We start from the raw sequence: 13617 nt of genomic DNA on the forward strand, positions 1-13617 counted from the left end.
ATTTTTAATCAATCGAAGTAATGAGCCATCATTGCTTCAATGGATATTTTAAACCACATAGGATGTTTCATATGAAAACTCTTTCATGTGCACTGCTTTTAGCTGTGCCCGCCATACTTTTTTCTAACCTGCTTGTTGCTGAAGAAACCACGGAGGCGCCAGTATGCGAGGTAAAAGATATAACGTCTTTTTCTTACATGGAAAATCTTCCGCCTAATAGCGACATAGATGTTGGGGCGATATATAAAGCAAAAACAGACGAGCTTATTGCTTTTGGCAAAAAGAATAATCTAGAAGATTTTCAAGTCATTAGCCAAGATGCGTCTTTTAGCCCTAATTGCTGTGGTAATTATGGATCACAAGTAAACATGAATTATACCGTTAGCTATAAGCCTAGCTATGATGCATTTAACGCTTTCCGTAAATTTGCGGGGATGGGAGCCGTGTCAACGTATCGTGTTGGTATGGAAAACTGTCCTATAGAGAATAAATAATTAACTGTCTTGCTCTTTAACCGCAGGTGTTAAAGAGCAAGACGCTATTTTTACTTCATTTTATCTTTTACTAATCTCTATCTCTAGTAACACTAAATTTTAAAGTTTCCTACTTCATTATTTAGTGTTTTATACAAATTTGTTATTTGTGTGGACTGTTTGTTTATTAGGTTTGAGACGTCTTTCACGCCATCGGTTTGTTCTTTTAACTCTATCAGGCTTTGATTTATACCATCTGACAGGGTGGCTTGTTCAAGTGTCGCTTTGGCCGTTTTTGATGCCATTTTTTGTACTTTTTCGAATGAATAGTTGAGGGAGTCAAAGATGTTGATGACGCTATCAAAATTTGACGCTGTGTTGTCGGCATTATCACGGCTATTTTGAGTGGAAATCGAGGACTCTTTAACATTTAGTTTGAGTTGTTCGATGATCGTCTCTATTTCATCCGTACTGTTTTGAGTCCGAGTTGCTAATGTTCTCACCTCATCAGCGACGACGGCAAATCCTCGTCCTTGCTCACCAGCTCGAGCGGCTTCTATGGCTGCGTTTAGGGCGAGTAAATTGGTCTGCTCGGCAATATTCCTAATGACCTCAAGAACTGACGAGATATTCTCTGAGCTTCTTTCTAACTCTTCAGCTCGTTTTAATGACTCTTCAATATTGCTGATTAAGCTAGAAATAGCTTTGTGTGACGTATTTACCGCTTGAATACCTTGTGCAGTTAATTTACTTGAAGCGGTAGCTTCTGTTTCTGTCTCTTTTGCCACTTCTGCCATTTGTTGGTTTGATAGATTCATCTCTTGTCCTGCATTAATCATAGATGACGATGCATTCACTAGAGCATGAGTAATATTGTTTGTGGTTTCGGAGGCGTTTTTTAACTCCGTTGTCATGCTGCCAAGGGCGGATGATTGTTTATGTATATTGCTAATAATTGATCGCAGCTGTTCCACAAAACCGTCAAATTCTTTAGCTAGATCGCCAAGCTCATCTTTAGCACTTGAGTTGATTCTTTGTGTTAAATCGCCGTCACCTTCTGCAATTTCTCGAATACGACGTCCCATATTCTCTACATTTTTAGTGATTTTGAGGGGAATGATATAGCCAAAAATAAGAGAAATGATAAAGGCGATAGCCGTAACTATCATGGCGATTTCTTGATTACGTGCGATATTTTTTTTGGTTATTTCTTCAATTTCTCTGGAATGCTTTCTTACCGCTTCACCTGCTTTGTCCAAAAGTGAACGAATGGCTGCAAATTTTTCGTCTGCATTTATTATTTCTTGCGGAAGTTTGTTAGACGTTTGAGCCTCAGGAGATTCAAAATGAACTAGACTCTCTTCAAACCATTCATTAAAAAGTACATCAAATTCACTGTAAGGTTTTGCGAGTTCAGGTTCATGTATAAGGTAGCCTCTATATGCTCTAAACCTTTCTAATGCTTGCGCTGAATTTAGTTTGAAGTCTTCTTTATTATCAGTACGATCGCCAATGCCATTAATGATTCTTTGTTGTGCTAAACGTGCTTGGTACAAATCTCTATCCGCATTCAATACTTCAGTAATTGCTTCTACATAGTTATTTAGTTCGGCAGCGGAATTTATTTGGTCTTGTATATTGTGGGTGTGCGCTCGTAATTTTTCCCCCGCATCATCGAGCATATTGCGAATGACTTGGAATTTATTATCTAACGCTATCATTGTTTCTGAAAACTGAACGCTGCCTTTTGAGGTGTCAATAAGACTCTCGCTTGATTTTAGCCATTCGTTATAAAGCGTATTAAAAGAGTCGAAAGGCGCGAGAAGATCTTTTGGTTCGTCTGCAAGGTATTGTCTATATAGTTGAAAACGATCAAACACTTGTTGGGCGTTTTCTCTAAAATCGGCCTCATTGCCATTTTTTGGCCCTTGGCCATCGAGCATTTTTTCTTGTGCTAGTCGTGCTTGATAAATGTCGCGGTCAGCATTTAATACTTCTGAAATAGCTTCAAAATAATGCTCTGCCTGTAACTTCATATTATTTTTTTGTATGCTGCTCATCAGCATCATAAAGGCAAAAAGAGAGATTAAAATAATCGATAGAAAGATGATAGGGAGCATCATCTTGATCCGAATAGAATGGATGCGCATGTATAATCCTTTATCAGTTTGTAAGTTAATTACAGTCTAGGAAAGGATATTTATTAGCGCAAAAAAATAGTGATCAATTTTTAAAATAATGTGCACCTTTTTTAGTGACAGTTTTATGTTGTGTTCAATAAAACTCGAAAAATTAGAAAAGGTGAGAGCGTGGCGATGTCTTTCACCTTTTTTCTAGAAAAGTCTTTTTTAATTAAAAATGACTGGGTGTATCTCTTAGATATCGGCAATCATTTTTATGTTTTTACTGGCTAATTATTTTATTACTTGTGTAATCCAGGGTTGAGTGATCACCTGAGACGGCTTGCGTTGCATGATGGTTTCACCATGGCGTACAGACAGTAATACTTCACCTTGCTGACGCAGCACACTGTAGTCGTCATACCCTTCCAACAAGATAAAGTTTGCTGCGTTGCCTACTTCTATCCCATAACCTTGCAAACACATAGTGCGAGCGCTGTTGTCTGTGATCATATCTAGAGCGCTGGCGTAGTCTTGATACCCCATCATCTGGCAGATGTGCATGGCGTAATCCAATGTGCGTAGCAGCTTGCCATTACCTAGTGAATACCAAGGATCGAAGATAGAATCTTGGCCTAGGCAAACATTGATATTAGCTTCTCTTAATTCTTTAACTCTGGTCACGCCACGGCGTTTAGGGTAAGTATCAAAGCGACCTTGTAAGTGAATGCTTTCGGTTGGGCAGGATATAAAGCTAATACCGGAGTTTTTCAATAAACGAAACAGCTTCGAGCAATAGGCATTGTCATAAGAGTGCATGGCCGTGGTATGACTTGCAGTGACTTTAGATCCCATGTCATGAAACAGAGCCTCACAGGCCAGAAACTCCAAGAAGCGTGAGTTTGGATCGTCAATTTCATCACAATGAACATCAACCAAACGGTCGTATTTTTTTGCCAGTTCTATTATCAGCTTGACGGATTTCTCACCCAGTTCACGAGTGTATTCAAAGTGTGGAATCCCGCCGACCACATCGGCACCAATTTCTAAGGCTTCTTCCATCAGCTTTAAGCCATTTGGGTAAGACAGCATGCCGTCTTGTGGGAAGGCAACCACTTGTAAATCGATTTTGTCTTTCAATTCATCACGCAGAGCGCAAAGGGTCCGAACGCCTATTAACGTCGGATCAGTGGTGTCTGCATGAGTTCGAATGGCTTGTACACCGTTTTGTACCAGTAACTCTATGGTCGATAGTGCGCGGCGACGAATGTCGGCTTCATTCAACATAGGCTTGCGCTGGCTCCAGCGTTCAATGCCTTCGAAAAGGGTACCGCTTTGATTCCATTCTGGTTCGCCAGCAGTAAGGGCGGCATCAAGATGAATATGTGGCTCGACAAATGGTGCGCAAACTAGTTTACCATCAGCATCTATAGCATTATCAGCTGCTGTTAATGTATTTTCTTGTACCTCAATTTTGCTGAAACGGCCTTCATCAATATAGATAGAAAATAGCTCTGAACGTTGGCGCAAACGGGCGTTAATAATGTGCATAAAAACCTCAATCGTGTTGCAGAGCAGGCGTGAAAACCTGCTCTTCGATGTTGTGATGGTGAAATAATATTTTCTCGATAATCAATGCATTTATCACATGGTTTCTATCATGCAGTGACGGCTTGTCTATGAGATAGAAAAGATAATACGCCATAAACCACTATTGCGACAAAGACCCCAACAATAGGTGGCATCATCGGAGATGTGTAGGCTGCTGCTGAGGCGATGGCATAAGAGCCAAGCCCAATCCAATTAAAAGCGGGCAAGTTTACGTTGGCTAGCAATGGGTATTGGCCTTTATGGCGCAAGCAAAAATCAGCCATGATTACACCACCAATTGGCGGGATAAATGTTCCTAACAAGACCAGAAAAGGAATGAGAAAGTTATACATGCCAAATACCGCCATGACGGTACCAATGGCTGCGCCAGCGATGGTCACAACTCGACGCTTATCGGTTCGAAGAAGATTGCAGCCGGCGACGGCAAAGTTGTAAATGGTATTGTCTTGAGTTGTCCAAATATTGAGAAACAACATAAGTACAGCCAGCACCATAAAGCCTTGCGCTAGCATAACGTCGACAATATCAGCTTGCTGGTAAATTAACGTACCAAGTGCTCCGGTTAATACCATCAGGCCATTGCCTAAAAAGAAGGCCCCCATGGTTGCCCAAACAGCGACTTTACCGCTATTGGCGAATCGGCTCCAGTTAGTTGCTTGAGTGGCACCACTGACAAAGGTACCAATTACTATGGTGATAGCTGCGGTGAAACTCAAACTTTGTGTTGGCTCAATGCCAAACAAAGCTGATATACCGCCAACATCGATTAATCCTGTGTAAAGGCTGATTAAAATAAAAATGAGCATGGCAGGAACCGCTACTCGGGACAAGATATCCATGCCACGAAAACCAATCATGGCGGTTATACAAAAAGCCATGCCGAATAAAATCATTAAGGGCGTTTGCCATGCTTCTGGTATGTTCGTAATTTTGACTAACACAATTGCAAGCGTTGCCGTTCCCCATGCGTACCAGCCAATTTGAGTGAAGCCAAGTATGAAGTCTGCTAACTTGCTGCCAATTTCACCAAAGCAAAACCTTCCCATTAGGACACTATTTAAACCACTTTTATAGGCAATGAATGCTAATGCAGAAGCATAAATGCCTAGCAGCAAGTTACCGACTAAAATAACTAAGAGTAACTCTGAAAATGAAAACGCGGTTCCTAATGTTCCTCCAGCCCACATGGTTGCGGTAAAAAAGGTAAAACCAAGCAGAATCACTGCCATTGGCAGTAGTCCTCGGCGTTTATCTTTAGGCACTTCAATTAATGGATAATCTGATTGCGTCATAGTTGTTCCCCATGATGATTTAGTCAAAGTCACTTATTTGTGGTTTCCTTTAGTTTATAAGCAACTTGTGAACCAGTTTTGGGTAAATGCTTTTTATCAAATGAGTTTGTGGCGAGATTATGAAAAATGGTCACAATTGATTAGGCAAAAGCCAAGGCAGTCATTGCCTATCATCTTCTTAGTTTTTATTTATTAGTTACTCACTCTTTTTAAGTTTATAACTATAGTTAAGAAAACGTTACTGAAAAATAAGATGTTCTAAGCAGCAAGTAGGAGAGAGCGTTATGTCTAACGAAAAGATGTCGAATGAAGGTAAGTGTCCTTTTAATCATGGTGCCGCAGGTGCAAATCAATCATCGGGCCGCGGTACATCAAACAAAGACTGGTGGCCGAATCAGTTGAACTTAAACATTCTTCACCAGCATTCGCCGAAATCTAACCCAATGGGCGAAGATTTTGATTATGCCAAAGAATTTAATAGCTTAGATCTTGAAGCGCTTCGCAAAGATTTATTTGCGTTGATGACAGACTCTCAAGATTGGTGGCCGGCTGATTACGGTCATTATGGCCCATTCTTCATCCGCATGGCTTGGCACAGTGCAGGCACGTATCGTACGGCTGATGGTCGTGGCGGTGCGACGTCAGGTACTCAGCGTTTTGCACCATTAAACAGCTGGCCAGATAATGTTAACTTAGATAAAGCGCGTCGCTTGCTTTGGCCTATTAAGCAAAAATACGGCCGTAAGATCTCTTGGGCAGATTTGATGATCTTAACGGGGAACTGTGCATTGGAATCCATGGGGTTCAAAACTTTTGGTTTTGCTGGTGGCCGTGTGGACGTGTGGCAGCCTGAAGAAGACATTTATTGGGGAACTGAGAAAACTTGGCTAGATGATGAACGTTATACTGGCGATCGTGAACTTGAAAACCCTTTAGCAGCCGTACAAATGGGTTTAATTTATGTTAACCCAGAAGGTCCAGATGGTAAGCCCGATACGCTCGCTTCCGCCCGTGATATTCGCGATACTTTTGAACGTATGGCGATGAACGACGAAGAAACCGTTGCCTTGATTGCTGGTGGCCATACCTTCGGTAAAGCCCATGGTGCAGGTGATGCCGCTCAAGTTGGCGCTGATCCAGAAGCGGCAGGCATTACTGAGCAAGGTTTTGGTTGGAGTAATAACATGGGCACGGGGAAAGGTGTCGATACTATTTCTAGTGGTCTTGAAGGCGCTTGGACGAAGAGCCCAATTGCTTGGGACAACGGTTACTTTGAAAACTTGTTTGAGTATGATTGGGAATTAACTAAGAGCCCAGCAGGCGCTTGGCAGTGGACTCCAAAAGGTGGTGCGGCAGCAAACTCTGTTCCAGATGCTCATGATTCATCTAAACGTCATGCGCCAATTATGTTTACATCGGATTTGGCATTACGTGATGATCCGATTTATGCGCCAATTTCTAAACGTTTTTATGAGAATCCAGATCAACTTGCCGATGCGTTTGCTCGTGCCTGGTACAAATTGACTCACCGTGACATGGGTCCAGTGGCTCGTTACCTCGGGCCTCTAGTGCCACAAGAAGAGTTGGTATGGCAGGATCCGATTCCAGCGGTGACGTATGTTTCGGTTAATGACCAAGACATTGCAGACCTTAAAGTAAAAATTCAAGCTTCTGGATTGTCCATTGCACAGCTTGTTTCTACAGCTTGGGCTTCTGCATCGACTTACCGTGGTTCAGATATGCGTGGTGGTGCTAATGGTGCTCGTATTCGTTTAGCTCCACAAAAAGATTGGGCCGTAAATCAGCCTGAGCAACTTGCTAAGGTGTTGTCTGTTTTAGAGGGCATTCAAGCTGAGTTTAATGCCCAAGATTCAACTAAACAGGTCTCTCTTGCTGATTTGATCGTATTAGGTGGATCTGTTGGCGTTGAGCAGGCTGCAAAAGCAGCGGGACACAGCGTTACAGTCCCATTTACATCAGGCCGTGCGGATGCATCTCAAGAGCAAACGGATGTGGAATCTTTTGCTTTCCTCGAGCCTGCTGCAGATGGCTTCCGTAACTATCTGAAAGGTAAGTACACGGTATCTGCTGAAGAAATGTTGGTGGATAGAGCACAATTATTAACGCTTTCAGCGCCAGAAATGACGGTGTTGTTAGGTGGTTTGCGAGTATTGAATACCAATACGGGTCAATCTCAACATGGAGTTTTGACAAGCCAACCAGAAACGTTAACCAATGACTTCTTTGTGAATTTATTGGATATGGGAACCAAGTGGTTTGCTACCTCTGAAGAAGAGAGTGAGTTCCAAGGTCGTGACCGTACAACGGGTAAGATCAAATGGACAGCAACACGTGCCGACTTAGTGTTTGGTTCTAATTCTCAACTTCGTGCTATTGCAGAAGTGTATGCGAGCTCTGATTCACAAGAACGTTTTGTGAAAGACTTTATTGCCGCATGGACTAAAGTAATGGAGTTGGATCGTTTTGATCTAGCTTAATCTCCTAGTGTTACCAACACCCAACCCTGCTTCCGAAAGGAATGCGGGGTTTTTTTATAGGAATAATTATCGGTTTTCTGCTAAAACTTTCGTTACTACAAAAAAACAACGTTTTAAAGGTGGCACTTTAATAGTTGATGTTATAAATTCCTCCGAAATTCATTGGATTGACATAATTCAATGTCATTAATTTTGTTATCTCTGAATTTGCATGGAAGTGATAAGTTTTTTTCGTTTATTTTATAGGATAATTTAGTAATGAAGGTTTCTCATAAGGTTGTCTGGTGTGCATCAATTGTTGTTGTTTTAGCATTCTCGATGTACTCGTGGTTGCAATACAGCAGCCTTAGAAGTGCATTGTTTGAGAAAACAACGACAAGTACTCAAGAAAGTAGTAAAGCTCTCGCTTTGCAGGTTAATAACTGGCTTAAAAATAAAATGGATTTGATTGAAGCTATTTCGCAAACAGTTGATGCGGACTTTAGTCCTGAAACCATTCAAAAAGCTTTCGACTTACCTATTTATAAAGACGAGTTTATTTTACTGTTTGGTGGTTTGGATATTAACGGTAGTCGAATCACCAATGATCCTAATTGGAACCCACCGGGCTGGGATGCCCGCAAACGCCCTTGGTACGGCATGGGGAAGCAGCATAAGCAAGCAGCGCTAACAGAACCTTATGTCTCGACTGAGGGCGATATTCTGATTTCTGTGATTGCAGACTTTTCTGACCATGGCCAATTTAAAGGTACTTTTGGTGGAGATCTAAATCTTAATACAGTATCTGAAGCAGTTAATGCGCTTAACTTCAATAACACAGGTTATGCGTTCCTATTGAGTAAAGATGGAAAAATAATCAGTCACCCAAATGCAGATTTGAACGGCAAATCTGTATCTAATTTATTGCAAGGTGGTGTGCCAGAACTGAGTAAAGACTTGGTTGAAAAAAAACTGGCTGACGGTACGCCTGTATATGTGTCTTTTAGTTCATTGCCTAATTTGTACGGTTCAGATTGGTATGTCGGTGTTGTTTTAGATGAAGACAAGTTATTTGCCAGTGTTCGAGAGTTTGGTTGGGTCGCTTTTTGGGGAACTTTAATTGCCGCCTTACTTGTTTCTATCGTGCTGTATTTTGTCGTGACTGGTTTGCTAAAACCACTTCGTGCTTTACATGAATCACTAAAAGATATAAATGGTGGGCAAGGGGATTTAACCAAACGCCTTGCGATTACTAGTGACGATGAATTCGGTCATGTATCGAGCGAGTTTAATAAATTTATTGATTATTTACAGAGCTTAATTGGCGAAGTAAAAAGCCAATCTTGTCATATTCGCGAAAATACAGATAAGACGGCAGTGTCTTCCGTAGAGTCATCGAAACAACTGTATACTCAGCTTAATGAGTTGGATCAACTGGCTACTGCGATGCATGAAATGTCAGCGACAGCGCATGATGTGGCAGACAACGCTCAAACAGCCGCAAGCCGTGCAAATCAAGCAGACGCTGCTGCAAAAGAGGGCGAAGTTATTGTTGATCGTACGACTACTTCGATTGCTGAGCTGACTCAGAAAATGGGCGATGTTGTAACAACTATTAATGACTTAGTGAAATATAGCGACAATATTGAATCAATTCTTACTGTTATCACCGACATAGCTGATCAGACTAATTTATTAGCCTTGAACGCTGCTATTGAAGCGGCACGAGCTGGTGAGCAAGGCCGAGGCTTTGCTGTCGTCGCCGATGAAGTCCGAACATTGGCGTCAAAAACACAAGAGTCGACAGAACAAATTAAGAAAATGATTCAACAGTTACAAACTGGGGTAAGGGGTGCTGAAAAAGCCATTCTTGAAAGCCGAGAAAACGCCAATGCAACCCAGCAAATTGCCGATCAGGCTAAGCAGTCTCTAGAGGCGATTCGCTTAAGTATTAATGAAATAAACGACATGACAGTTCAGATTGCTGCTGCGGCAGAAGAGCAAAGTGCGACATCAAACGAAATCAACCGTAATACCACCAATATTCGTGATATTAGCCAGTCGGTTTCAGATGCAGCACAAGGACAGTCTGTGCTTTGTGACACTATGGTTGAAATTACCGTTGAACAAGCGAGATCTTTAGACAAATTTAAAGTGTAGCTTTGTCTAAGTTCTATCAAGGCGAGTTGGGTTTTTTGTCCTACTCGCCTTTTTTGTTTGCTCTGCAAAGCTATTGTTATCATCACTTTTTTGTCATCGAATTGATGTATGCTGGTTTTTTTTAAGAAGTGGTGCTTATGAAGTTTGAAGGTCTAAAAGCCATTGCTGTTATTGATGGTGTAAAAGGTGTATTGGCCTTATGCGTTGCATTGAGCGTAAACATAATAGCGAAGCAAGATCTCCATCAGCTTGCAGCACAGATAATGAAAAATTGGCCTATCTCGCCCAATAATTATTATATCGATTTACTGTTAACCTTTATTGAAAAACTGGCTCAGCAAGACCAAGTTTTAGTGATCTCAGTTTCCCTTATGTACGCCTGTTTTCGCTTTGTCATCGCCTATGGCTTATGGCATAAACTGCGTTGGACAGAATGGTTCGCCTTTATTAGTGGTTCGCTCTATATCCCCTTTGAGCTTTATGCTATTTATCAAACCCCCAACCTGGTCAATTTTTCGATACTGTTGTTTAACTTAGCAATAGTTGCTTATTTGTATTGGGTGCTAAAGCGTGGTGAAAAGTCGTTTTAGCGATGGCCACCAGATAGGAGAGATTTGAACTTTATGAATATTCGTCCATATGAAGAAACAGATAGAGAAGCGGTGATTGCTTTGTGGAATCAATGTAGTTTAGTGGTTCCTCAGAATGATCCGCATAAAGACATTGATCGAAAGCTGAAGGTAGATGCTGATTTGTTTCTTGTTGGCGTCGTCAATAACGACGTGGTTGCCACAGTAATGGGAGGTTATGAAGGTCATCGTGGCTGGATTAATTATCTTGCTGTTAGTCCTGATTATCAAAGAAAAGGCTATGGACAGGCAATGATGAAAGCCGTAGAAGCGTTAATTATTACTAAAGGCTGCCCAAAAATTAATCTGCAAGTCCGTAATACAAATCAAACCGTTATCGCATTTTACAATGCGATTGGTTACGGTGATGATCAAGTTGTTAGCTTAGGCAAGCGACTTGAAAACGACAACTGATTTGCTCTTTCTCTTTGTTTGCTATCGCTTATCTTACCGCCTGAGTTAAGCCTATAAATTAAGGATATTAGTAGGTTTTAGGTTGTGAATCCTATCTGTCTAAGACGAAAATTATGGTCTATTAGAATGTATATTCCATGTTTCTTGACTGTGAATAATTCTTTTATTAGTTATCTATCCTTTTGTTATATATGAACTTATATTGTTTTTTTCAATGATGTTTTGCCGTATTTTGATGCTTTCACGAGGGCTTTATAAAAAAAAATTTTTTATCTATTGAAATAAATGAAATAAATATTCTATCATGTGGCTATCGTTAGAATAAAAACACGAAATTCTATGTATTAATGACTGATGTAGTTTGGTGGAATTAATACAACAGAATATGAGGCATGATTATGACAATAAAAAAAATGCGTGTTGGCTTGGTTGGCTCAGGCTACATGGGAAAAGCACATGCGATTGCCTACCGAAATGCGATGGCAGCTTTTGCCATTCCACAAAGCCAATTACATTGTGAGATGTTAGCTGATGCAACGCCTGAATTAGCTGAAATGAAAGCCTTGGAATTGGGCTTTAATCGCTCTACAGGGGACTGGAAAAGCTTAATTAACGATCCGGATATTGATGTGGTCGATATCTGTGCTCCGAATTTTCTACATAAAGAAATCGCTTTGGCTGCCATTGCAGCAGGTAAACATGTTTATAGTGAAAAACCGTTAGCACTAAATGCTTCCGATGCGAAAGAAATGACTGAGGCTGCTGAACGAGCAGGAGTAAAAACACTGGTTGGTTTTAATTACATCAAGAACCCCACAGTGCAATTTGCTAAGCAATTAATTGCTCGTGGTGATATCGGTGACGTAGTACATTTTCGTGGCGTGTTTAATGAAGATTATCTTGCAGATGCAAATCTACCCTTTAGTTGGCGTTTGCAAAAGCATTTTGCTGGAACGGGAGCGCTGAACGATTTAGCTTCTCATCTAGTGCAGCTGGCGACTCATTTGGTCGCACCAATTACGTCATTGTGTGCCGATCTTAAAGTGGTACATCAGCAGCGTCCTTTAGCTCAAACTTCAAGCGATTCTAAAGTCGGTGTTGGCGAAGTTGAAAACGACGATCAAGCTCATATGATGGTGCGCTTTGCTAATGGTGCACAAGGCACATTGGAGGCGTCCCGTATCGCATGGGGCAGAAAAAATGGCTTGTCTTTCGAAATCACAGGAACCAAAGGAAGCTTGATTTTCGATCAAGAAACCTTGTCCGAATTGTCTTTGTATATCGCTGAAGGTAATCCACAGACTCAAGGCTTCAAGCGTATTCTAGTGGGGCCTGAGCATCCTGATTATCAAGCATTTTGTGTTTCAGCAGGCCATGGCTTGGGTTTCAATGACATGAAAGCGGTTGAGATTCGAGACTTATTCCAAGGTGTTGTTCATGACGCTCCTTTGTGGCCAGATTTTCGAACTGCGACTCAGGTTAATATCATTCTCGACAGTGTAGTGGAATCCTATGAAAAAAGAACATGGGTTGAGGTAGAGCAATATGAAGTGAGTCGATAGTGCTTTAGACGACTGGAAATGTTCTCGATAAAATAATAACGATTGAGGTTTGTATGTCACATTTATTAAGTAAGAAACGCCCGCTCGACGGCACAACATTGACGCAGCATGTCACACCACAAAGTGCTAATTGGCGTTATGTAGGCTTTGAAGCACATCAACTTAAAGCTGGCGAGTCTGTAGTGATTCAAACTGGTACAGATGAAGTGTGCGCGGTGATTCTGTCTGGTAAAGCGAATGCTAGTACCAAGCTCGAAACTTGGGACAACATTGGTGACCGCATGAGTGTATTTGATCAAAAAGCACCATATTCAGTGTATTCGCCAGCGCAAGACGAAATTTGTATCGATGCTATTACTGATGTAGAAGTGGCATTTTGTAAGGCACCAGGCAAAGGCGGATTCCAAGCGAAATTGATCACACCGGAGCAATGTCAATATGAAACTCGTGGTGTGGCCAGCAACACTCGCCATGTGTGCAATATCTTATTCGGTAATGAACCCGCTGACAGCTTGTTAGTCTGCGAAGTGATTACGCCAAGTGGCGGCTGGTCAAGCTATCCGCCTCACAAACACGATACCGATGCGGCGCCTGCTGAAACCCAGCTGGAAGAAACTTATTATCACAAGATAGATCCGCCACAAGGCTTTGCTTTCCAACGAGTTTATACCGATGACCGAAGCATTGATGAAACCATGGCCGTGGAAGACGGTGATCTCGTCATGGTGCCAGAAGGCTATCATCCAGTTGGCGTACCTCATGGTTATCAATCCTATTATCTGAACGTCATGGCGGGGCCAAGTCGTAACTGGATTTTTCATAATGATCCGGATCATGAGTGGATTATTGAACGAGACAAAAAAGCTTAGAAAGGTTTAA

General features: G+C 41.5%; 10 protein-coding genes. 7 read left to right on the forward strand and 3 right to left on the reverse strand.

Going from position 1 to position 13617, the window contains the following annotated elements:
• Positions 1-71 precede the first annotated feature (71 nt).
• Positions 72-494, forward strand: coding sequence for a hypothetical protein (locus CYL31_RS07765; protein ID WP_212918354.1), 423 nt, complete (start codon positions 72-74; stop codon positions 492-494).
• A gap of 92 nt (positions 495-586) precedes the next feature.
• On the opposite strand, the gene CYL31_RS07770 is transcribed toward CYL31_RS07765, so the two are convergent.
• From CYL31_RS07770 to codB, 3 genes are all read right to left on the reverse strand, one after another.
• Positions 587-2623: a methyl-accepting chemotaxis protein gene (locus CYL31_RS07770; RefSeq protein ID WP_212918355.1), complete on the reverse strand. Its 2037-nt coding sequence runs from the start codon at positions 2621-2623 to the stop codon at positions 587-589.
• Between the two features lie 264 nt (positions 2624-2887).
• Positions 2888-4144 (reverse strand): cytosine deaminase, encoded by a 1257-nt coding sequence (gene codA, locus CYL31_RS07775; protein ID WP_212918356.1) that lies wholly within the window; start codon positions 4142-4144, stop codon positions 2888-2890.
• Positions 4145-4251: 107 nt separating this feature from the next.
• Positions 4252-5496, reverse strand: coding sequence for a cytosine permease (gene codB, locus CYL31_RS07780; RefSeq protein WP_212918357.1), 1245 nt, complete (start codon positions 5494-5496; stop codon positions 4252-4254).
• Positions 5497-5780: 284 nt separating this feature from the next.
• Between codB and katG the strand changes: the two genes are divergently transcribed.
• The 6 genes from katG (at position 5781) to iolB (ending at position 13607) form a co-directional block, all read left to right on the forward strand.
• The gene (gene katG, locus CYL31_RS07785; protein WP_212918358.1) at positions 5781-7994 is read left to right on the forward strand and encodes a catalase/peroxidase HPI; all 2214 of its coding nucleotides are present in this window, start codon (positions 5781-5783) and stop codon (positions 7992-7994) included.
• Positions 7995-8252: 258 nt separating this feature from the next.
• Entirely contained in the window at positions 8253-10133 is a 1881-nt protein-coding gene (locus CYL31_RS07790) for a methyl-accepting chemotaxis protein (protein WP_212918359.1), read from the forward strand.
• Positions 10134-10270: 137 nt separating this feature from the next.
• Positions 10271-10723: a DUF2127 domain-containing protein gene (locus CYL31_RS07795; RefSeq protein ID WP_212918360.1), complete on the forward strand. Its 453-nt coding sequence runs from the start codon at positions 10271-10273 to the stop codon at positions 10721-10723.
• Between the two features lie 33 nt (positions 10724-10756).
• A complete protein-coding gene (locus tag CYL31_RS07800) occupies positions 10757-11176 on the forward strand; it encodes a GNAT family acetyltransferase (protein ID WP_212918361.1) in 420 nt (139 codons plus the stop codon).
• Positions 11177-11574: 398 nt separating this feature from the next.
• Positions 11575-12738 (forward strand): Gfo/Idh/MocA family protein, encoded by a 1164-nt coding sequence (locus tag CYL31_RS07805; RefSeq protein ID WP_212918362.1) that lies wholly within the window; start codon positions 11575-11577, stop codon positions 12736-12738.
• A gap of 53 nt (positions 12739-12791) precedes the next feature.
• Positions 12792-13607, forward strand: a complete 816-nt coding sequence (gene iolB / locus CYL31_RS07810; RefSeq protein ID WP_212918363.1) for a 5-deoxy-glucuronate isomerase — start codon at positions 12792-12794, stop codon at positions 13605-13607.
• The last annotated feature ends 10 nt before the right edge of the window (positions 13608-13617 follow it).

The organism is Marinomonas sp. A3A (assembly GCF_018336955.1).
GTDB lineage: Bacteria > Pseudomonadota > Gammaproteobacteria > Pseudomonadales > Marinomonadaceae > Marinomonas > Marinomonas lutimaris.

Bases quoted from the DNA above. Each gene is read 5' to 3' on its own strand.
- CYL31_RS07765 (WP_212918354.1), top strand. From the start codon at position 72: ATGAAAACTCTTTCATGTGCACTGCTTTTAGCTGTGCCCGCCATACTT.
- CYL31_RS07770 (WP_212918355.1), bottom strand. From the start codon at position 2,623: ATGCGCATCCATTCTATTCGGATCAAGATGATGCTCCCTATCATCTTT.
- codA (WP_212918356.1), bottom strand. From the start codon at position 4,144: ATGCACATTATTAACGCCCGTTTGCGCCAACGTTCAGAGCTATTTTCT.
- codB (WP_212918357.1), bottom strand. From the start codon at position 5,496: ATGACGCAATCAGATTATCCATTAATTGAAGTGCCTAAAGATAAACGC.
- katG (WP_212918358.1), top strand. From the start codon at position 5,781: ATGTCTAACGAAAAGATGTCGAATGAAGGTAAGTGTCCTTTTAATCAT.
- CYL31_RS07790 (WP_212918359.1), top strand. From the start codon at position 8,253: ATGAAGGTTTCTCATAAGGTTGTCTGGTGTGCATCAATTGTTGTTGTT.
- CYL31_RS07795 (WP_212918360.1), top strand. From the start codon at position 10,271: ATGAAGTTTGAAGGTCTAAAAGCCATTGCTGTTATTGATGGTGTAAAA.
- CYL31_RS07800 (WP_212918361.1), top strand. From the start codon at position 10,757: ATGAATATTCGTCCATATGAAGAAACAGATAGAGAAGCGGTGATTGCT.
- CYL31_RS07805 (WP_212918362.1), top strand. From the start codon at position 11,575: ATGACAATAAAAAAAATGCGTGTTGGCTTGGTTGGCTCAGGCTACATG.
- iolB (WP_212918363.1), top strand. From the start codon at position 12,792: ATGTCACATTTATTAAGTAAGAAACGCCCGCTCGACGGCACAACATTG.